Origin of the sequence: Tenacibaculum insulae, assembly GCF_964512435.1 — a bacterium.
In the GTDB taxonomy this organism is placed as follows: domain Bacteria; phylum Bacteroidota; class Bacteroidia; order Flavobacteriales; family Flavobacteriaceae; genus Polaribacter; species Polaribacter insulae_A.
On the sequence record NZ_OZ208512.1, the window covers coordinates 2,782,098 to 2,802,375 of the forward strand.

Sequence of the window (20,278 nt, forward strand, 5' to 3'; positions counted from 1 at the left end):
TATAAATTTAAAAAGTATGGGTATTAATTAAAAAAACGAACTAATTTCATTATTCGTTTCTATTTCTATCGGTTCGTTGTCTTTTTGAAATAATCGTGCGGATAAGTTTCCTTTTAATACAATTGATGCTCCTAAAACCTCTAACCAACTTCCTTCTCTTAACCCCAAAACAGCTGTTTTATTAAAAACATGGTATTCTTTAATTCGTGTTTCACGAGTTTCCCCCATGTGTGTAGAACCTTTTATAGGGTCTAAATAATGTGCATTGATGTTAAACGGAATAAATTCGAGTGTTTTAAAACTTGGTGGATATACAATTGGCATATCGTTCGTATTCATCATCGTTACTCCACAAATATTACTTCCGGCACTTGTACCTAAATACGGAACTCCGTTTTCAACAACTTCTTTTAAAACATCAATACTATCGTTTTTATATAATTGGTTCACCAATTCAAAAGTATTTCCTCCGCCTGTAAAAATTCCTTCAGCTTGTTTTAAAGCTTCCTTCGGATTTTCAAATTCATGAATTCCTTTTAAATTTTTATCAATCTTAGCAAAAGCTTTTTTAGCAATAGCAGTATATTCGTCGTAGGTAATTCCGCCTGGTCTTGCATACGGAATAAACAATATGGTACTTGTGGTTTTAAAAAAATCAGTAAGTGTTGGTAATAAATATTCTAAATATCCGCTACCATGAATAGTTGATGTACTTGCTACAATAAGTTTTTTCATACCTCAAATTAACAAAAATTTACCATCCTTTTAAAACATTTTTAAGACCTTTAATTGGTTTATTTGTAAAACAAAAAAAATATGAGAAAAGAACTACTCTTGTTTTCTGTTTTTTTGATGATTTTTTTAAAGGGTTATTGTCAAAAAAATAGAAAATTTTTATACGCTACTATAAAAGATAAAATAGGAACAGTTTATAATGCACACGTAATAAATTTTACGACAAAACAAGGAACTTTTACAAATGAAAGTGGTGAATTTAGAATTTTAGCCAAAGAAAATGATTCGCTACAAATATCTTTCGTTGGTTATAAAACTAAAATAATTACAGTAAAATTAAATCATTTCGGAATGATAAAAAACACATTTAAACTAGTAAAAATAGCATACGAATTAGATGAAATAAATTTGAAGAAAAATAATTTATTAGGCTTTTTATCTTCCGATAGTAAAAACATCAAAACTAAAAAAGAGATCAATGCTAAAACGTTAAAATTACCTTTTGCTGGATCACGAATTTTAACTCCTGCCGAAAGAAAATTACACACAGCAATGGGTGGCAGTACGCCTATTATGCTTGGGCTCGCAAATTCAATTTCGTTAGATTATATTTTAAACAGTATTTCTGGTAGAATAAAAAAACTACGAAAACTTAAAGCTATTGAAAGTTTAGAGTTTAAAATTGACAAACTAAAAAAAACATATTCTATTCCTATTGTAAAAGAATTTAAAATAAAAGAAACTGATGTTTATCGGTTTATTTATTTCTGTTCTTCGGATGAAAAATTTAACCAGATTTACAATTCAGGAGAAATAGATATGATTCTCTTTTTAAAAAATAAATCCGAAGCCTTTAAAAAACTAAATTCAACCAATTATAATTAGTACTTTGGCGCAATAATTGGTTTTAAAAAATTATGAAAAAAATAATTATACTATTTTTTATTCTTCCGCTTTTCTCATTTAGTGTTCACAAATACTACATTTCATTAACAGAAATAACTTATAAAGAAGAGCAAAAAGCTGTTCAAATGATTATGAATGTTTTTATGGATGACATAGAAACTGCCATAAATAAAGATTATAAGGTAGATTTACAGCTTACAACTCAAAAAGAACTTAAAAACGTTGATGAACTTTTTTTTAATTATTTAAAAAAACACTTTAAAATTAAAATTAACAATCAAGAAGTTACCTATAACTTTATTGGTAAAGAATACGAAGGTGATATTGTTTATTTTTATTTAGAGGTTGAAAATGTTATCAGTTTTAAAAATATTGAAATAGTAAATGATGTATTAATAAAACACTTTCCCGAACAACAAAACTTAATTAAAGCATCAGTAAAAAAAGAACGTAAAAGCTTATTTTTAGACAAAAAAAATGATAAAGGTTTGTTAAAATTTTAACATTCTTTAACAAAACTTGTTACATATTCTTACTTTTAAAAATTATTAAATAACAACTCACTAAAAATGAAGAAAAATATTTTATTTATTCTTGCTGTTTTTTTTGTGGCAACATCAACGTTTGCTCAAAAAACAAAACAAGGACACACAAACCAAAATAAGTTTAAACAGCTAAAAGATGTTTTAGCAACTCCAAACAGCCAGCGTACAGCTTCTGGTGCTCCTGGTAAAAACTACACACAACAAAAAGTAGATTATACCATGGATATCGTTTTAAACGACGATAAACAACGTATTACGGGTAATGAAACAATTACGTATCACAATAATTCAGAAGATGAATTAACGTATTTATGGGTGCAATTAGATCAAAATATGCGTGCTGCAGATTCTAAAACTCCAGATATCTCACCTAATAAAATACCAAAAAAAATACCAAAACGTTTTTACGATAGAGCTTTTCCTGAAAAGTCTTTTGATGGTGGATTTAAAATTACCAGTGTAACAAATACTGATGGCAGTAATTTATCGCACACCATAAACCAAACTATGATGCGTATTAATTTACCACAACCTTTGGCTGCGGGTAAAACATTTAAATTTAATATTAACTGGTGGTACAACATCAATAATCACAGAACTCAAGGTGGTAGATCTGGTTACGAGCATTTTCCTAAAGATGGAAATAACAACTACGTAATTGCACAATTTTACCCAAGAATGTGTGTGTATGACAATGTAGAAGGTTGGCAAAACGATCAGTTTTGGGGAAGAAGTGAATTTGCTTTAGAATTTGGTGATTTTAATGTAAACATTACCGTTCCTGCCGATCATATGTTAGGAGCAACTGGAGTGTTACAAAACAAAAACGAAGTGTTTTCTAAAAAAGAATTACAACGAATAGAAAAAGCAAGAAAAACTTTTGACAATCCTGTAATTATCAGAACGCAAAAAGAAGCTGAAAAAATTGAACAAAAACGTTCAAACAAAACAAAAACTTGGAAATTTAAAGCGACCAATGTAAGAGATTATGCATTTGCAACTTCAAGAAAATTTATTTTTGATGCAATGGCGGTTAATATTAACGGTAAAACGGTAATGGCAGAATCTTTATACTCAAAAGAAGCAAATCCGTTATACGGAGATCATTCTACAAGAGCTGTAGCGCAAACATTAAAAACATATTCTAGATATACGTTTGATTATCCATATCATAAAGCAATTTCTGTTGATGGACAAATGGGAATGGAATATCCGCAGATTTGTTTCAATCCAGGAAGACCAAATGCTGATGGAACTTATTCTGACAGAACAAAATACAGAATGATAAAAGTTACAATTCACGAAGTTGGACATAACTTTTTTCCGATGATAGTAAATTCTGACGAGCGTCAATGGACATGGATGGATGAAGGTTTAAATTCGTATATGGAAATGTTAGCTGAATTAGATTACGATAAAGATTTTCCTATTACAAGAGGATATCCTAAAAATATTGTGAGATACATGAGTGGAGATCAATCAAGAATTGCTCCTATTATGTCTAAAGGAGATAATGTATACAGTTTTGGTAACAATGCTTACGGTAAACCTGCAACTGCCTTATGGATTTTAAGAGAAACCATTATGGGTAAAGAATTATTTGATCATGCTTTTAAAACTTATGCTAAAAGATGGAAATTTAAACATCCAACACCTGCTGATTTCTTTAGATCTATGGAAGATGCTTCTGCAATGGATTTAGATTGGTTTTGGAGAGGTTGGTTTTACACAACAGATGTTACTGATATTGGTGTAAAAGGTGTAAAAAAATTCTACACAAGTAAAAACAACGATGCTTCTGTTAATTTTAATGAAGATACAACAGCTGGTTTAGGTTTTTCTAAAAAACAACAAAAATATCATTACGAAATCACTTATAATAAACCAGGTGGATTGGTAATGCCAATAATTGTTGAGTTTACTTATAAAGATGGTACAAAAGAAAAGAAAACATATCCTGCACAAATTTGGAGGTATAATGATAAAGAAGTTACCAAAGTATTTTCATCAACAAAACAAATACAAAGTATTACCATCGATCCAGATTTAGAAACTGCCGATGTTGATACCTCAAACAACAGTTGGCCTAAAAAAACAACTACGAAGTTTGATAAAATGAAAAATAAAATTAAAGGTTAAAATAAAAAGGTCGATAGAATTAATTCTATCGACCTTTTTTTATTTATAAAATATTCTTGTTTATTAAGAATACATTTTTGCTCTTAACTCTTTAACTTTAGGATCCGATAAATATTCATCAAACGTTGCGTATTTATCAATTGCTCCTTTTGGTGTTATTTCTATAATTCTATTTGCTACTGTTTGTGCAAATTCATGATCGTGCGTAGAAAACAATACTGTTCCTTTAAAATTAATTAAAGAGTTGTTTAATGACTGAATAGACTCTAAATCTAAGTGATTTGTAGGCTCATCTAACATTAAAATATTTGCTCTTGTCATCATCATTCTAGATAGCATACAACGTACCTTTTCTCCTCCAGATAATACATTACTTTTCTTTAAAGCTTCTTCTCCAGAAAAAATCATTTTTCCTAAAAAGCCTCTTAAAAATACTTCTTCTCTCTCCTCTTCTGTTTGTGCGTACTGGCGTAACCAATCAACTAAATCTAATTCTCCGTTTTGAAAAAATGCTGAATTATCTGCTGGTAAATATGATTGTGTTGTAGTTACTCCCCAATTAAATTTTCCAGAATCAGCTGTTTCATTACCTGAAATAATTTGATAAAATGTAGATACAGCTTTCGAACTTTTTGAAATAATAGCTACTTTGTCTCCTTTATTTAAGTTTATATCAATATTTGCAAATAACGGACTTCCTTCAAAGTTTTTTGATAATCCTTCAATGTTTAAAATCTGATCTCCTGCTTCTCTATCTCTATCAAAAATAATTGCTGGATAACGACGTGAAGAAGGTTTAATTTCATCAACATTTAACTTATCTATCATCTTCTTACGAGAAGTAGCTTGTTTAGATTTTGCCATGTTTGCAGAAAAACGACGGATAAACTCTTCTAATTCTTTCTTTTTATCTTCTGCTTTTTTATTCTGTTGCGCTCTTTGTTTTGCTGCTAACTGACTAGATTCGTACCAAAAAGTATAGTTACCAGAAAAGTGATTAATTTTAGCGAAATCAATATCAGAAATATGTGTACAAACGGCATCTAAAAAGTGACGGTCGTGTGATACTACAATTACGGTATTATCAAAATTTGCTAAGAAATTTTCTAACCAAGCAATAGTTTCAAAATCTAAATCATTGGTTGGCTCATCCATAATTAACACATCAGGATTTCCAAATAAAGCTTGTGCTAATAACACACGTACTTTCTTTTTAGAATCTAAATCGGCTAATAACGTGTAATGATCTTCTTCTTTTATACCTAAATTTGAAAGTAATGTTGCTGCTGAAGAATCGGCATTCCAACCATCCATTTCTTCAAAACGAACCTGTAACTCCCCTATTTTCTCAGCATTTTCATCAGTATAATCAGCATATAAAGCATCAATTTCTGATTTAATTTTATGCAATTCTTTATTACCCATTAACACAGTTTCTAAAACTGTATATTCATCAAAAGCATAATGATCTTGGGTTAAAACAGACATTCTTTTTCCTGGTTCTAAATGAACATGACCTGAAGTTGCCTCTTGTTTTCCTGATAAAATCTTTAAAAAAGTAGATTTCCCTGCTCCATTTGCTCCGATAATTCCGTAGCAATTTCCTTGAGTAAACTTAGTGTTTACTTCATCAAACAAAATACGTTTACCAAACTGAACTGATAAATTAGAAACTGATAACATTTATAGTTTTTTAAATTCGTGTGCAAAAGTATAAAATATACTCGCTTAAAAAGAATTTGCACGTAAATATTTAACATCATACATTTGGCTTTTTTAATTCTTTTAACAACGAATTAACAACTAAATTACACAGAGATAACTACTTTTGAAAATGATATCTTTTATAAAGGTAATAACAAAAATATGACTAAATATTTAGTGCCCTTACTCTTAATTTTACTGGTAGGTTGTAACAAACCTAACAAACCAGTAGCTACTTATTTTGGTGGTAAAATTATCAATCCAAAGGCTAGTTATGTAACCTTATCTGATAATTATAATTTTAACGATACTATATACTTAAACAAAGACAATAGTTTTTTAGGTTCTTATAAAAAATTTAAAAAGGGTTTGTACATTTTTGGTCACGGGCCAGAGCATCAATATGTATATTTAGAACCTCAAGATAGTTTACTTTTTAGATTAAATACTTGGAATTTTGATGAGTCATTAGTTTTTAGTGGTAAAAGTGCTAAAAGAAATAATTTATTGATTGAAGCTTTTTTGCAATCGGAAATTGATGAAAAGAAAATTTCTAAATTCCATTATTTAAATCAGGATTCTTTTTTACATAAAATAGATTCTATAAATAAAGTTAAACAACAAGCTATTGATGCGTATAAAAATAATGCTGAAGAAATTTCTACTGATTTTTTAGAAATATTAAACATCTCTGTATTTTATCCTATTTATACCAATTTAGAACAATACGCAATAAATAATGTTATAAAAAAAGAGCCCGTTAAATTACGAGGCACTTATTTTAAATACCGAGATAATATCAATTCAAAAAAAGACTCTCTAATTTTCTTTGGTCCTTATTATAGATATATAATAAACAAATTACACAACGATGTGTATCTTAAAAATAGTGATGCTACTAATTTTACAGAAGATTTATTAAAAAATATTGATAGTAATATTTCTTCTGAAGAAATAAAAAACAAATTGCTATACAACACAATTGTGCGTCGTTTTTTTGCAAATCCGAATATCGAAAACAAGAATCAATCTTTTTTTACATTTTTTAAATTAAACACCAATATTGAGCAGAAAAAAAATGTACAACGTTTAATTAACGACCTTAAATTATTAAATACTGGCGATAAGTTTCCTGATTTTAAATTAGTAAACGCTACAGGAAAAAAGAAAAATATATCGAGTATTATAAAAGGTAAAAATACTGTTGTGTTATTTAAAGATTACGAATATGCTTCTGACGAATGGATTGCATCTCGTACAAATTACCTTATAAAAAAGAATCCTGATATTACTTTTGTAGTTATTAATTTATGTGACTCTAAAAGATACACCAAAAAAATTGATATTAAACTTCAGTATACTTTACCAAATAAAAGTAATGTTTGTCAATTTTCGTCAAGTAAATTTCCTCGAGTAGTTTTAATCGATAAAAAAGGAATTATTAAAAACGGATACACAAGTTTATCATCAAAAGAAATTAATCATCAAGTAAGCAAATTACAATAAACGAAATAAAATAATTTAGTTTATTAAATTTATTGTATCTTTGCCCGATTTTATTTTCGATTTAAAATAAAATTTAGATTACTAACTACCAGGTTATTAGCAAAGTAATCTATTGTCCTAATTAAGAATCAGGTTTACAGATACTGGCGTCTGTGAATCTAAAAGAACACAGACGTACACATATGTCAACATTTTTAGATCTAGGCTTAAAAGAGCCTATCAACAAAGCATTAACAGATTTAGGTTACGAAAAACCTACTGTAATTCAAGAAAAAGCAATTCCACAAATTATTTCATCTACTGATGATTTAAAGGCATTTGCACAAACAGGAACAGGTAAAACAGCAGCATTTAGTTTACCAATTATTGAACAAATTAACGATTCTGATAAAAATGTTCAAGCAATTATTTTATCTCCTACTCGTGAATTAGCGGTTCAGATTGGTAAAAATATTGAAGATTTCTCTAAATACTTACCAAACTTAAAAGTTGCTACTGTTTACGGTGGAGCGAATATTGATGAGCAAATTAGAAAATTAAAAAGAGGAGTTCAAATAGTTGTAGGTACTCCAGGAAGAACGGTTGATTTAATTAATCGTAGAGCTTTAAAATTAGGTAACGTAAAGTGGCTAGTTTTAGATGAAGCTGATGAAATGCTTAACATGGGCTTTAAAGATGAACTAGACAGAGTTTTAGAAGCTACTCCAGAATCGAAACAAACATTATTATTTTCGGCAACTTTTCCTAGAGAGGTAGAAGCTATTGCTAGAAATTATATGACAAATCCTGTTGAAATTACATCAGGAGAAAAAAATCAAGGGTCAGATAATGTAAGTCACGAATATTATTTAGTAACCGAGAGAACACGTTACCCTGCTTTAAAAAGAATTGCAGATGTAAATACTGATATTTACGCAATTATTTTTTGTAGAACACGTAGAGAAACGCAAGAAGTTGCTAATAACTTAATTAAAGATGGTTATAGCGCCGATGCTTTACATGGTGATTTATCTCAAGCACAAAGAGATAGTGTTATGGGGAAATTCCGTAAAAAAACTATCCAAATTTTAGTTGCAACAGATGTTGCTGCACGTGGAATTGATGTAAACGACTTAACACACGTTATTAACCATAAATTACCAGACCAAATAGAAAACTACAATCACCGTAGTGGTAGAACTGGTAGAGCTGGTAGCAAAGGTATTTCGGTAGTATTAGTAAACAATAAAGAAAAAGGTAGATTACGTGCTATTGAGCGAATTATTAAAAAGAAATTTACTCAAAAACAAGTACCTACTGGTAAAGAAATTTGTCAAAATCAATTAATGCATTTAATTGATAAAGTTCAAAATATTGAAGTTAACAACGAACAAATTGAAGAATTTTTACCAAGTATTTACGAAAAACTAGAAGGGTTAACTAGAGAAGAATTAGTACAAAAATTTGTTTCTTTAGAGTTCAATTCTTTCTTAACATACTATAACAAATCGGCAGATTTAAACGATTTATCATCAAGAGATAATTCAAGAGCAAGATCTAACGACGAGAACATGACTCGTTTCTTTATCAATTTAGGTAGAAAAGACAAATTAAATCCTGCTTCATTAATTGGATTAATTAATGACCAAAAAATTGCTGATAAAATTGAAATCGGAGCTATTGATATTTTAGATACTTTTTCTTTCTTTGAAATTGACAAAAACTTTGAAAAAGAAACTTTAGATGCTTTTTCTAGTAACGATCCTGATTTTAATGGACGTGCTGTAAATATTGAAATTACAAAATCTAACCGTGGTGGCGGTGGCGGAAGAAAGCCTCGTAGAAACGGTGGCGGTGGCTTTAGCGGAAAAAGAAGAAGCGGCGGTAATGATAGAGGAAGAGATGGAAACAAAAGTGACTCTAGAAGAAGAAGTAGCGATAGCAGACCTTCTCCAAGAAGAAGTAACGACAGTAAACCTTCAGCAGGTTTTGGTAGAAAACGTAGAAGAGATTAATTAAATATTTAATCAACATAAAAAAAGCAGCTCAATCGAGCTGCTTTTTTATTGACTTATAAAATTTATTTTTTATACTTTCTTTAAGTTATTAATTACCGAAAGCATTACATATAAAACTATAATTAAAGGAACTGCAACAAATTTTAACGTTACTAGTAATAATAACGATAGTAATAAAAAAACATATTTTAACGCGTTTTCTTTAAATCCGAAGGTTTTAAACTTTAACGCAAACAAAGGAATTTCAGCATTCATTAAAAAAGTTAATAAAACTGTTATGACTATTAAAAAATATTGATTATTTATTAATTCAACAAAAAATTCCTGTCCACTAAATTCTAATATTAAAGGTAACGAGATTACAAACAGTGTCATCGCTGGTGTTGGCACTCCAATAAACGAATCTGACTGACGTGTATCAATATTAAAATTAGCCAATCTGTAACAAGCTCCTAAAGTTAACATTAATCCAATGTAAGGTAAATTACTACCTGTTGCACCGTATTTATCAATTCCAAAATAACTTGCCGCATCAACATCTAAAGCACTTATTAAAAGTTGCAACATAACAATTCCTGGCACCACTCCACTTGTTACCATGTCTGCTAAACTATCTAATTGCTTACCTAATTCTCCCTGAACTTTTAACATTCGAGCTAAAAATCCATCAAAAAAATCAAAAACAATTCCTGTTACCACTAAAATTGCAACACCTACAAAATCTCCTTTAATTGCAAAAATAGTAGCTATTGTACCACATAATAAGTTTCCTAAGGTTAATAAATTGGGAATATGTCTTTTCATTTTTTTTAGTATTTAAAGCGAAAATAAGAAATCATTTTATCAGTTTTACATTTTACTTTTTTTTTATCATATTTGTTAATAATTGCTATAATTTTCACAAAATGCCTATACTAACTGCTGATTTCAACCCGAATTTACCTTTTAAAAGCGCACATTTTAACACCATGTATCGTCCTTTGTTTATGAAAGATACGATTAACTATCAGCGTAAAAGAATTACCACTTGGGATGCTGATTTTATCGATTTAGATTTTTCTTTTACTGGTTCTAAAACATTAGTGCTATTAATTCATGGTTTAGAAGGAAGTTCGCAATCAAACTATATGATTACGACTTCAAATCATTTAAATAATCTTGGTTTCGATACTGTTTGCATGAATTTACGTAGCTGTAGCGGAGAAGATAATTTACTGTTAAAAACCTATCACAGCGGAAAAACTGACGATGTAAATTTTATTATTAAACACTTTACCGCTACTTATAATTACGATAATATTATTATTGTTGGCTTTAGTCTTGGCGGTAATTTAACTTTAAAATATTTAGGAGAATACGATGATATTCCTACAGAAGTTAAAGGTGGAATTGCTATTTCGGTACCTATTGATTTAACCTCCGCGCAGGCAGAATTATTAAAACTGAAAAATAAAATTTATTTAAATGAATTTTTAAAGTCGATAAAACTTAAAATGCTTGAAAAGGCTGAAAAATTTCCTGATTTTAAATTAAATAAAGAATTATTATTCAAAGCAACAAAATTTCGACATTTAGAAAAACAATATACAGTTCCTGTTTTTGGTTTTAAAAGCTCTGAAGATTATTGGAAAAAAGCAAGCGCTAAGCCTTTTATTAAAAACATAAAAGTACCATCATTACTTATTAACGCTCTTGATGATAGTTTTTTATCAGCAGCTTGTTATCCTTATAAAGAGGCAGAAAATAATAAATTATTTCACTTACTTACACCAAATTACGGAGGTCATGTTGGTTTTATCGGCTCATTTAATGAGGAAGAAAGTAGATGGGTAGAAAAAAATATTGCACGATTTATACAAGAAAACATCGGAATTAAATCTTAATTAAGATATTTGTATTACTTAATATTTTTTTCAGGTTTTAATTATGATAAAAAAACACCTTACTTTTTTGCTAGCTCTTTTTTTTGCTAACATAATTTTTGCACAAATAGCTACCACAAAAAAATTATCTGAAACAGCACAAGTAAGTATCATTACATCTGGTCCTGGTGAGGTTTTATACGAAAAATTTGGGCATACAGCTATTCGTATAAAAGACCCTATTTTGCAGTTCGATTTAATTTATAATTACGGAATTTTCGATTTCGATAATCCAACTTTTTATGCTGATTTCACAAAAGGTTTTATGAAATATAAGCTAGCTAAATATCCTTTTTACTTAGCTTTAAAAAGTGCTCAAAAAGATAAACGCTGGGTTAAAGAGCAAATTTTAAATTTATCTCAAAATCAAAAAAATCAGTTTTTTCAATTTTTAGAAACAAATGCACTTCCTAAAAATGCAGGTTATTTGTACGATCCTTTTTTTGACAATTGCGCCACAAAACCTCGTGATATTATTAAAAAAATAATTGCTGATCAGTTAATTTTAAAAGATGATTTTATTTTAGAAAACAAATCACTAAGGCAATTAATGAACAACGAAATTCATCAAAACACTTGGGGAAGTTTAGGTATAAATGTTGCTTTAGGAAGTAAATTAGACAAAATAGCTACTGCAAATGAATATTTATACTTGCCAGATTATGTTTTTAAAGCATTAAATACTTCAAAAGTTTTAAAAGAAGGAAAAGAAAGTAACTTGGTTTTAAAAACTAATGTGTTGTTAGAATTTAAAGAAAAAGAATCTAAAAGTGATGTTGTAAGTCCGTTTTTAACTCTTCTTATACTTTCTTTAATCGGAATATTTATCACTTATAAGGATTATAAAAAGCAAAAAAGAACAAAATGGTTAGATTTTAGTTTGTTTTTTACCACAGGAATATTCGGTTTGTTAATTATTTACTTGTGGTTTTTTACCAATCACTCAACAGCACCCAATAATTTTAATTTTTTATGGGCATTTTTCCCTAATTTAATAGTTGCCTTTATTTTATTAAAGCAAAAAACACCAATATGGATTAAAAATTATGTTACTGTTTTATTAGTTTTATTAATAATTACTCCTATAATTTGGGTCACGAAAATTCAATTATTTTCGTTTACTTTAATCCCGTTATTTATTTTATTAGCTATTCGTTATTTATTTTTACAAAAAACTCTGAATCGCTAATTCATAACTTTGTAAACCAAAACCAGTAATTACGCCTTTAGCATTGGGTGCAATATAGCTTACATGACGAAAATCTTCGCGAGAATGCACGTTAGATATATGTACTTCTACAACCGGAGTTTCAATACCTTTTACCGCATCTCCAATACCAACAGAAGTATGTGTGTAAGCAGCCGCATTTAAAACAATACCATCATAATTAAAACCTACTTCGTGTAATTTATCAATAATTTCACCTTCAATATTAGATTGAAAATAATGTAACTCAATAGAATTATATTTTTCTTTTAATTCATTAAAAACATCAATAAAAGATTTATTTCCATAAATTTCAGGTTCACGTTTACCTAACAAGTTTAAATTAGGACCGTTTATAATCATTAATTTTTTCATTATCTCTATTTTATAAAGTAAAAATAGGCTTTTAAGTTTTATCTATAAAAAAAGGAAGCTAAATAGCTTCCCTTTTTCTTTTATTTTTAATAAAAACTTAAAACGAATATCCTACAGATATTTGGAATACTCCGTTTTTCACTTCATTATCATCATCTTCAGAAATATTAGACAAACCTAAGTTATACCTAGCGCTAAAATTTAAACCGTTATCTAATTTATAACCAGCACCAAAATTTAAACCAAAATCTATACTTTTTAAATCATCTTTAACATCTTCTTCTGCTGATTGTCCTGCCGCTTCTACTTTAGCTTTAGCTGACATCAAAAAACCTATTTGAGGCCCTGCTTCTAAACTAAAACCTTCAGCTACATAATATTTAGCTATAACTGGTATGTTTAAATAACTTAACTTTAAAGTTTCTTCAACATTAAAACCCATTTGTTCAGACTCAACTTTAAACCCTTGTTCTGAATACAAAAGTTCTGGTTGGATAGAAAATTTATCAGAAATTTCAATTTCCGCAACTCCTCCAACGTGAAATGAAGTTCTTGCATCATTGTTTTCTACATTGTCTCCTGATACATTTGCAATGTTTAAACCTGCTTTTGCTCCAAAAGTCACTTCTTGTGCGTTAACTGTAAAACCTACAGCAACCATAGCAATTGATAATAATACTTTTTTCATAATTTTTAAAATTTTAAATTTGTTAGACAAAATTAATATTATTTTCTTTTAAAATTTTATTAATTATAAAGAATAATACAATTTATTTTTAATGAACTGGCAACAAGCAACATCTGATTACATCAATTATTTAAAAATAGAAAGAGGTCTTTCTAAAAACTCTATTGATAGTTATCAAAGAGACATTAAAAAACTTGTGTTGTTTATTGAAAACTTAAAAGAAAAGCATCCACCTGTATATGTAACTTCTAAAATTATTCAACAATTTATTTATGAAGTAAGTAAAAAAATAAACCCAAGAAGTCAAGCTCGATTAATTTCTGGATTACGAAGTTTTTTTGATTATTTAATTTTTGAAGATTACCGAGAAGACAATCCAACCGATTTAATTGAAAGTCCGAATATTACTCGAAAACTACCCGATACTTTAGAAAAAGAAGAAGTTGACGATTTAATTGCCGCTATCGATTTAAGTCATCCGCAAGGAGAACGAAACAAAACAATTATCGAAACTATATTTAGTTGTGGTTTGCGTGTTAGTGAATTAATAAACCTACAATTATCTGATTTATTTTTTGATGACGGCTACATTCGTATTTTAGGAAAAGGAAATAAATATCGTTTTGTACCTATTCATATTACGACCATTCATCAATTAACTTTTTATATTAAAGATATACGATCAAAAATAACTCCGAAAAAAGAAGATGAAGACACTGTTTTTTTAAACAGGCGCGGAAAACGATTAACACGACAAATGATTTTTATTATTTTAAAAAATCTTGCAATTAAAATCAACCTTAAAAAAAGTATTGGTCCACATACTTTACGCCATTCTTTTGCAACTTATTTATTAAAACATGGTGCCGATTTACGTGTAATTCAGCAATTATTAGGGCATGAAAGTATTACTACTACCGAAATTTATGTGCATTTAGATACTAGTTTCTTAAAAGAAGTAGTTGAATTACATCACCCAAGAAGTGCTATGAATTTAAAAAATAAGGAAGCGTAAAAACGAAAATAGCGGGTACAAAAAATGGCAAGCTACCTACATCACACTGCTACAACCTAATACCCTTGCTGTGTTCCCACCCTGGGGGATTCAAAGGGAGCTAGTTGTGTAGAACTTGCCGTTGCAAATTTACAGCCTTTTTTGAAAAAAACAACCAAAAAAAAGCAGTTTTTTTTGTAACATTTTTAACTATTTGAATACTAACCTATTGTTAAGAATCTTTTTTTTATAAGTAAGATTCGTTATCAAAATAATATATTTGTTAAACTAACTAAATTTACACAATGGAAAATCAAGCAAACAGTAAAAATACAATTTTAACCTATGGTTCATATTTAGGTGGAGCTTCTGTTCTAATCTCTCTTTTAAAATATGCATCAGGAATGCAATATGAACAAGAAATGTATTCTGGAATTTCAGGAATGATTGTTTTAATTGCATTTATTATTTTAGGCATAAAGACTTTTAAGAAAGAAAATAACGGTTTTATATCTTTTGGAAAAGCTTTAAAAGTTGGATTAGGAGTAACTTTTATTGGTACTTTAATAATCATAATTTACTATGTTCTTTTTTCAATGGTAATTGAGCCTAATTTTATGGAAAACACTATAGATATGCAAAAAACCGTTTGGGCTGATAGTTTTGGTATGACAGATGAACAAATACAAATGAGTGCTGAAACAACTAGAAAATACTTTTATTTATCACTTTTTGGTGGTGTTTTAATTATGAATTTATTTTTAGGAGGAATTACTTCACTTATTGCAGGTGCAATCATGAAAAAAACAGAAGAAGACCAATATTAAAAAACTCTTTTAAAAGGTAAAATTATAAAGTTTACGAAAGACTTTGTAACTTTACCTTTTAAATTTTGGCACATAAAATTATGGATATATCGGTAGTAATACCACTTCTTAACGAAGAAGAATCTTTACAAGAATTACACGATTGGATTGCAAACGTTATGCAATCCAATCGTTATTTATACGAAATTATTTTTATTGATGATGGTAGCACCGATACTTCTTGGCAAGTAATTGAGCAATTATCAGTCAAAAATAAATCGGTAAAAGGAATTCGTTTTCAAAGAAATTACGGTAAATCACAAGCTTTAGATGCTGGTTTTGGCTTAGCTAACGGAAATGTGGTAATTACCATGGATGCTGATTTACAAGATAGCCCTGATGAAATTCCTGAATTATATAATTTAATTATTAATGATAATTTTGATTTAATTTCTGGGTGGAAAAAAAAGCGCTACGACAATGTGGTAACTAAAAACATTCCATCAAAATTATTTAACTGGGCGGCTCGTAAAACATCTGGATTAAAATTAAACGATTTTAACTGCGGATTAAAAGCCTATAAAAACGAAGTTATTAAAACTGTAAAAGTAAGTGGCGAAATGCATCGTTACATTCCTGTTTTAGCAAAAAACGAAGGTTTTAATAATATTGGCGAAAAAGTAGTGCAACACCAAGCTCGTAAATACGGAGTTACAAAATTTGGAATGGAACGTTTTGTAAATGGTTTTTTAGATTTAATTACCATCTCTTTCCTTTCTAAATTTGGCAAACGACCAATGCACTTTTTTGGCCTTTGGGGAAGTTTAATGTTTGGTTTCGGGTTTTTTAGTGCTTTTTTTATTGGAATGATGAAAATTTACCGCTTATCAACAGGTATAAAAACAATTTTAGTAACTAACAACCCTTGGTTTTACATTGCTTTAACCTCAATGATTTTAGGAACTTTATTATTTTTGGCTGGGTTTTTAGGTGAACTGATTATTAAAAGTAATCCGCAACAAAAACATTATAAAATCAAACAAAAATTGAATTTATAAAACACGTACCTTTGTGCGTTTTTAATTTTGATACATGGAAGAGATACTTAACAAAGCAAAACTATGGCTTTCTGATGCGTTCGACTCAGAAACCAACAATGAAATTAAACAATTGATCGATACTAAATCGGATGATTTAGCAGATCGTTTTTATAAAAACTTAGAATTTGGTACAGGTGGAATGCGCGGAATTGTAGGTGCAGGAACCAACCGAATTAACAAATATACTTTAGGGAAAGCAACCCAAGGATTAAGTAATTATTTACAGCAAACACATCCTAATAAAGAATTAAAAGTTGCTATTGGCTACGATTGTCGTCACGATAGTAAATGGCTTTCTAAAGTTGTTGCTGATGTTTTTTCTGCAAACAATATAAAAGTATATCTTTTTGAAGACATGCGCCCTACGCCAGAGTTATCTTTTGCGGTAAATCATTTAGGTTGTGATGCTGGTATTGTTTTAACCGCTTCTCACAATCCGCCAGAATATAACGGTTACAAAGTATATTGGTCTGACGGAGGGCAAATCGTTCCGCCAAATGACAAAGGTATTATTGACGAAGTAAACTCTTTAAAATATACCGATGTAAATTTTAATGCTAAAGAAGAATTAATTTTTTCTATCGGAAATGAAATTGATGAAGCCTTTTGGCAAGCCTCTTTAAAAAACGGAACTTTTGATGTAAAAAACCGCGAAGATTTAAAAATTGTTTTTACTTCTTTACACGGAACATCAATAAAATTAATTCCTGAAGTTTTAAAACGAGCAGGTTATACTCAAGTTCATATTGTTGAAGAACAAGCAATTCCTGATGGTGATTTTTCAACCGTAAAATCGCCAAACCCTGAAGAACCTGAAGCCTTAAAAATGGCCGTTGATTTAGCGAATAAAATTGATGCAGACATCGTTTTAGGAACCGATCCAGATTCTGACAGAATTGGTATTGCTGTTCGTGATTTAGATGGAAACATGAAGTTATTAAACGGAAATCAGACTATGAGTATGATGACCGATTTTTTAATCAATTATTGGAAAAAAGAAGGGAATTTAAACGGCAAACAATTTGTTGGTTCTACCATTGTTTCTACCAATTTGGTTAATGAAATCGCTGCTTCTTATGGGGTAGAAACCAAAGTTGGTTTAACTGGTTTTAAATGGATTGCTAAAATGATTAAAGACCACTCTGAATTAGATTTTATTGGTGGTGGCGAAGAGAGTTTTGGTTACATGGTTAGTGATTTTGTTAGAGATAAAGACGCGGTTACCTCTGCCCTATTGGCTTGTGAAATTGCTGCTGATGCAAAGTCTAATAACAGTTCGTTTTACAACGAATTATTAAACTTATATACACGTCATCATTTTTATAAAGAACATTTAATTGCTATTGTAAAAAAAGGAATGGATGGTGCTGCACAAATTAAACAAATGATGGTTGATTTACGTAACAATCCGTTTACAGAAATTGACAACTCAAAAGTTAAATACTTATTTGATTATCAATCATCAATTAGAAAAAATTTAATTACCGGAGAAGAAACTGTTATTGATATTCCAAAATCTAACGTATTAATATATCAAACAGAAGAAGGTACAAAAATGGCAGCTCGCCCAAGTGGTACAGAACCTAAAATTAAGTTTTACTTTAGTGTAAAAACAACCTTAGATACAATTGAAAATGCTGTTGCTGTTGAAAATGAATTAGACATTAAAATTCAACGAATTATAAAAGAATTAAATTTATAATATGAATCATTTTAAAAAAATATTAAGTTTTGCAAAGCCATATCAAAAATATGCATGGCTAAATGTATTCTTTAATATTTTATATGCTGTTTTTAATGTTTTGTCTGTTCTCGGATTTATTCCTGTATTAGGAATTTTATTTGGTAAAGAAGAGAAAGTTTATAAAAAACCAGTGTATGAAGGAATTAGTAGCATTTACGATTATATTCAAGGTTCTATTAATTTTACAGTAACAGATATGCTTGAAAGAGGTGGTATAGACAAGGCTCTTATGTTTATTTGCGTACTTTCATTTAGTTTATTTTTCTTTAAAAACTTGTTTCGTTATTTAGCATCGTATGTATTAGCTTATCTTAGAAATGGTGTGGTTAAAGACTTAAGAGACAAACTATATAACAAAATTTTAGAATTACCAATCGCTTATTTTTCTGAAAAGAAAAAAGGAGATACCATCGCTAGATTAACTGCGGATGTTAGAGAGGTAGAAATTACTTTTTTAACCTCTTTAGAAACTATTGTTAGAGAACCTTTAACTATTGTTTTTACCTTAATATCTATGTTTGCAATAAGTGTAAAACTAACATTATTTGTTTTTATTTTATTACCTATATCTGGTTTAATAATTTCATCAATTAGTAAAAAATTAAAAGCAAACTCATTATTAGCACAGCAAGAAACTGGTAATTTTTTATCGTTTATTGAAGAGACTTTAACTGGTTTAAGGGTTATTAAAGGTTTTAATGCCGAAAAAACAATTGAATCTAAATTTAATATTTCTACCAAAAATTATAGTAATTTAATGACTAAGGTTATTCATAGAAAAACATTAGCTTCTCCTATGAGTGAATTTTTAGGTGTTACTACCATTATTGCTATTTTATGGTATGGTGGTAAACTTGTTTTAGGTGAAAATAGCGATATGAAACCGCAAGAGTTTTTTGGATATATTGGTTTGTTTTATTTAGTATTAAATCCTGTAAAAGCAATTGCTACAACCTATTCTAATATTCAAAAAGGAGATGCTTCTGCTGAAAGAATTATGGAAGTATTAAATACAAAAAATACAATTGTAGATCCTAAAAATCCGATACCTAAAAATAATTTTGACGCTTCTATTCAATTTAAAAACATTTCTTTTAAATATAAAGATGAATATGTTTTAAAAAATTTTTCTTTAACAATTCCTAAAGGGCAAACTGTTGCTTTGGTGGGTCAATCTGGAAGCGGAAAATCTACTTTAGCCAATTTAGTAACTCGTTTTTACGATGTAAATAAAGGAACTATTTTAATTGATGATTTGAATGTAAAAAACATCTCAAAAAAATCATTACGTGATTTAATGGGAATTGTAACTCAAGAATCTATTTTGTTTAACGATACCATTGCAAACAACTTAAAACTTGGTGTAGAAAAAGCTACTGAAAGTCAAATATTAGAAGCTGCTACTATTGCCAATGCACACGAATTTATAAAAGATTTACCTGCCCAATATCAAACAAATATTGGTGATAGCGGAAACTTACTTTCTGGAGGACAAAAACAACGATTATCTATTGCACGAGCTGTTTTAAAAAATCCGCCAATAATGGTGTTAGACGAAGCTACTTCTGCTTTAGACACAGAAAGTGAACAATTGGTACAAAAAGCTTTAGAAAAAATGATGGAAAATAGAACTTCATTAGTCATCGCTCACCGATTATCAACCATTCAAAAAGCAGATAATATTGTTGTTTTAAGAAAAGGACAAATTGTAGAACAAGGTAAACACGAAGAGCTACTTGCTAAAAAAGGAGAATATTTTAAACTCGTTTCAATGCAATCATTATCATAAAAAAAAAGCAACCAAATTTGGTTGCTTTTTTTAGCTCCCTATTAAAAACATAAAGCTTTGTTAAAGTTTTAACAAAATACATTTTAGGCTAGTTTAAAATTAGTAACTTTCCACATATTTT

17 protein-coding genes and 1 other RNA gene are annotated in these 20,278 nt (G+C 29.0%); 12 read left to right on the forward strand and 6 right to left on the reverse strand.

The genetic code is table 11. The features are described from left to right. Window positions 1–27: 27 nt before the first annotated feature. On the reverse strand, window positions 28–735 hold the full coding sequence (gene pepE / locus ACN5J5_RS12750; protein ID WP_418645274.1) for a dipeptidase PepE: 708 nt from the start codon (window positions 733–735) through the stop codon (window positions 28–30). Window positions 736–816: 81 nt separating this feature from the next. On the opposite strand from pepE, the gene ACN5J5_RS12755 reads away from it, so the two are divergent. The 3 genes from ACN5J5_RS12755 to ACN5J5_RS12765 all read left to right on the forward strand — a co-directional run bounded on the left by ACN5J5_RS12755 (window position 817) and on the right by ACN5J5_RS12765 (window position 4,325). Then, on the forward strand, window positions 817–1,620 hold the full coding sequence (locus ACN5J5_RS12755; RefSeq protein ID WP_418645275.1) for a carboxypeptidase-like regulatory domain-containing protein: 804 nt from the start codon (window positions 817–819) through the stop codon (window positions 1,618–1,620). 32 nt (window positions 1,621–1,652) lie between these two features. Then, window positions 1,653–2,144: a DUF6702 family protein gene (locus tag ACN5J5_RS12760; RefSeq protein ID WP_418645276.1), complete on the forward strand. Its 492-nt coding sequence runs from the start codon at window positions 1,653–1,655 to the stop codon at window positions 2,142–2,144. A 66-nt stretch (window positions 2,145–2,210) separates the two neighbouring features. Then, entirely contained in the window at window positions 2,211–4,325 is a 2,115-nt protein-coding gene (locus tag ACN5J5_RS12765) for a M1 family metallopeptidase (protein WP_418645277.1), read from the forward strand. Between the two features lie 63 nt (window positions 4,326–4,388). On the opposite strand, the gene ACN5J5_RS12770 is transcribed toward ACN5J5_RS12765, so the two are convergent. Continuing rightward, window positions 4,389–6,008: an ABC-F family ATP-binding cassette domain-containing protein gene (locus ACN5J5_RS12770; RefSeq protein ID WP_418645278.1), complete on the reverse strand. Its 1,620-nt coding sequence runs from the start codon at window positions 6,006–6,008 to the stop codon at window positions 4,389–4,391. Window positions 6,009–6,191: 183 nt separating this feature from the next. Here ACN5J5_RS12770 and ACN5J5_RS12775 point away from each other — a divergent pair, with 183 nt between their 5' ends. Together ACN5J5_RS12775 and ACN5J5_RS12780 are read left to right on the forward strand one after the other, a co-directional pair. After that, a complete protein-coding gene (locus ACN5J5_RS12775; protein WP_418645279.1) occupies window positions 6,192–7,535 on the forward strand; it encodes a TlpA family protein disulfide reductase in 1,344 nt (447 codons plus the stop codon). A 182-nt stretch (window positions 7,536–7,717) separates the two neighbouring features. Continuing rightward, window positions 7,718–9,529, forward strand: a complete 1,812-nt coding sequence (locus ACN5J5_RS12780; RefSeq protein ID WP_418645280.1) for a DEAD/DEAH box helicase — start codon at window positions 7,718–7,720, stop codon at window positions 9,527–9,529. Window positions 9,530–9,601: 72 nt separating this feature from the next. On the opposite strand, the gene ACN5J5_RS12785 is transcribed toward ACN5J5_RS12780, so the two are convergent. Next, complete coding sequence (locus tag ACN5J5_RS12785; protein WP_418645281.1) at window positions 9,602–10,336, reverse strand: CDP-alcohol phosphatidyltransferase family protein; 735 nt, start codon at window positions 10,334–10,336, stop codon at window positions 9,602–9,604. 101 nt (window positions 10,337–10,437) lie between these two features. Between ACN5J5_RS12785 and ACN5J5_RS12790 the strand changes: the two genes are divergently transcribed. Continuing rightward, window positions 10,438–11,415: a YheT family hydrolase gene (locus ACN5J5_RS12790; protein ID WP_418645282.1), complete on the forward strand. Its 978-nt coding sequence runs from the start codon at window positions 10,438–10,440 to the stop codon at window positions 11,413–11,415. A 43-nt stretch (window positions 11,416–11,458) separates the two neighbouring features. After that, window positions 11,459–12,643 carry a DUF4105 domain-containing protein gene (locus tag ACN5J5_RS12795; protein WP_418645283.1) on the forward strand — a complete coding sequence of 395 codons (1,185 nt, stop codon included), beginning with the start codon at window positions 11,459–11,461 and terminating at the stop codon, window positions 12,641–12,643. Here the strand turns inward: ACN5J5_RS12795 and aroQ are convergent. Both aroQ and ACN5J5_RS12805 read right to left on the reverse strand, forming a co-directional pair. After that, entirely contained in the window at window positions 12,620–13,036 is a 417-nt protein-coding gene (gene aroQ / locus ACN5J5_RS12800; protein WP_418645284.1) for a type II 3-dehydroquinate dehydratase, read from the reverse strand. The genes ACN5J5_RS12795 and aroQ overlap by 24 nt on opposite strands. 97 nt (window positions 13,037–13,133) lie before the next feature. Next, window positions 13,134–13,724, reverse strand: coding sequence for a porin family protein (locus ACN5J5_RS12805; RefSeq protein WP_418645285.1), 591 nt, complete (start codon window positions 13,722–13,724; stop codon window positions 13,134–13,136). Between the two features lie 91 nt (window positions 13,725–13,815). Here ACN5J5_RS12805 and ACN5J5_RS12810 point away from each other — a divergent pair, with 91 nt between their 5' ends. Then, window positions 13,816–14,739, forward strand: a complete 924-nt coding sequence (locus ACN5J5_RS12810) for a tyrosine recombinase (RefSeq protein ID WP_418645286.1) — start codon at window positions 13,816–13,818, stop codon at window positions 14,737–14,739. 22 nt (window positions 14,740–14,761) lie between these two features. Here ACN5J5_RS12810 and ffs read toward each other — a convergent pair. Beyond that, window positions 14,762–14,860, reverse strand: an RNA gene (gene ffs / locus ACN5J5_RS12815) — signal recognition particle sRNA small type. Window positions 14,861–15,023: 163 nt separating this feature from the next. Here ffs and ACN5J5_RS12820 point away from each other — a divergent pair. The 4 genes from ACN5J5_RS12820 (at window position 15,024) to ACN5J5_RS12835 (ending at window position 20,157) form a co-directional block, all read left to right on the forward strand. After that, the gene (locus tag ACN5J5_RS12820) at window positions 15,024–15,545 is read left to right on the forward strand and encodes a DUF4199 domain-containing protein (RefSeq protein WP_418645287.1); all 522 of its coding nucleotides are present in this window, start codon (window positions 15,024–15,026) and stop codon (window positions 15,543–15,545) included. An 80-nt stretch (window positions 15,546–15,625) separates the two neighbouring features. After that, entirely contained in the window at window positions 15,626–16,582 is a 957-nt protein-coding gene (locus tag ACN5J5_RS12825; protein ID WP_418645288.1) for a glycosyltransferase family 2 protein, read from the forward strand. Between the two features lie 34 nt (window positions 16,583–16,616). Then, window positions 16,617–18,326 (forward strand): phospho-sugar mutase, encoded by a 1,710-nt coding sequence (locus tag ACN5J5_RS12830; RefSeq protein WP_418645289.1) that lies wholly within the window; start codon window positions 16,617–16,619, stop codon window positions 18,324–18,326. Between the two features lies 1 nt (window position 18,327). After that, the gene (locus tag ACN5J5_RS12835; RefSeq protein WP_418645290.1) at window positions 18,328–20,157 is read left to right on the forward strand and encodes an ABC transporter ATP-binding protein; all 1,830 of its coding nucleotides are present in this window, start codon (window positions 18,328–18,330) and stop codon (window positions 20,155–20,157) included. The last annotated feature ends 121 nt before the right edge of the window (window positions 20,158–20,278 follow it).

What these genes read in the sequence shown, in the direction of transcription:
- pepE (WP_418645274.1), bottom strand. Translation starts at nt 735, where the DNA reads ATGAAAAAACTTATTGTAGCAAGTACATCAACTATTCATGGTAGCGGA.
- ACN5J5_RS12755 (WP_418645275.1), top strand. Translation starts at nt 817, where the DNA reads ATGAGAAAAGAACTACTCTTGTTTTCTGTTTTTTTGATGATTTTTTTA.
- ACN5J5_RS12760 (WP_418645276.1), top strand. Translation starts at nt 1,653, where the DNA reads ATGAAAAAAATAATTATACTATTTTTTATTCTTCCGCTTTTCTCATTT.
- ACN5J5_RS12765 (WP_418645277.1), top strand. Translation starts at nt 2,211, where the DNA reads ATGAAGAAAAATATTTTATTTATTCTTGCTGTTTTTTTTGTGGCAACA.
- ACN5J5_RS12770 (WP_418645278.1), bottom strand. Translation starts at nt 6,008, where the DNA reads ATGTTATCAGTTTCTAATTTATCAGTTCAGTTTGGTAAACGTATTTTG.
- ACN5J5_RS12775 (WP_418645279.1), top strand. Translation starts at nt 6,192, where the DNA reads ATGACTAAATATTTAGTGCCCTTACTCTTAATTTTACTGGTAGGTTGT.
- ACN5J5_RS12780 (WP_418645280.1), top strand. Translation starts at nt 7,718, where the DNA reads ATGTCAACATTTTTAGATCTAGGCTTAAAAGAGCCTATCAACAAAGCA.
- ACN5J5_RS12785 (WP_418645281.1), bottom strand. Translation starts at nt 10,336, where the DNA reads ATGAAAAGACATATTCCCAATTTATTAACCTTAGGAAACTTATTATGT.
- ACN5J5_RS12790 (WP_418645282.1), top strand. Translation starts at nt 10,438, where the DNA reads ATGCCTATACTAACTGCTGATTTCAACCCGAATTTACCTTTTAAAAGC.
- ACN5J5_RS12795 (WP_418645283.1), top strand. Translation starts at nt 11,459, where the DNA reads ATGATAAAAAAACACCTTACTTTTTTGCTAGCTCTTTTTTTTGCTAAC.
- aroQ (WP_418645284.1), bottom strand. Translation starts at nt 13,036, where the DNA reads ATGAAAAAATTAATGATTATAAACGGTCCTAATTTAAACTTGTTAGGT.
- ACN5J5_RS12805 (WP_418645285.1), bottom strand. Translation starts at nt 13,724, where the DNA reads ATGAAAAAAGTATTATTATCAATTGCTATGGTTGCTGTAGGTTTTACA.
- ACN5J5_RS12810 (WP_418645286.1), top strand. Translation starts at nt 13,816, where the DNA reads ATGAACTGGCAACAAGCAACATCTGATTACATCAATTATTTAAAAATA.
- ACN5J5_RS12820 (WP_418645287.1), top strand. Translation starts at nt 15,024, where the DNA reads ATGGAAAATCAAGCAAACAGTAAAAATACAATTTTAACCTATGGTTCA.
- ACN5J5_RS12825 (WP_418645288.1), top strand. Translation starts at nt 15,626, where the DNA reads ATGGATATATCGGTAGTAATACCACTTCTTAACGAAGAAGAATCTTTA.
- ACN5J5_RS12830 (WP_418645289.1), top strand. Translation starts at nt 16,617, where the DNA reads ATGGAAGAGATACTTAACAAAGCAAAACTATGGCTTTCTGATGCGTTC.
- ACN5J5_RS12835 (WP_418645290.1), top strand. Translation starts at nt 18,328, where the DNA reads ATGAATCATTTTAAAAAAATATTAAGTTTTGCAAAGCCATATCAAAAA.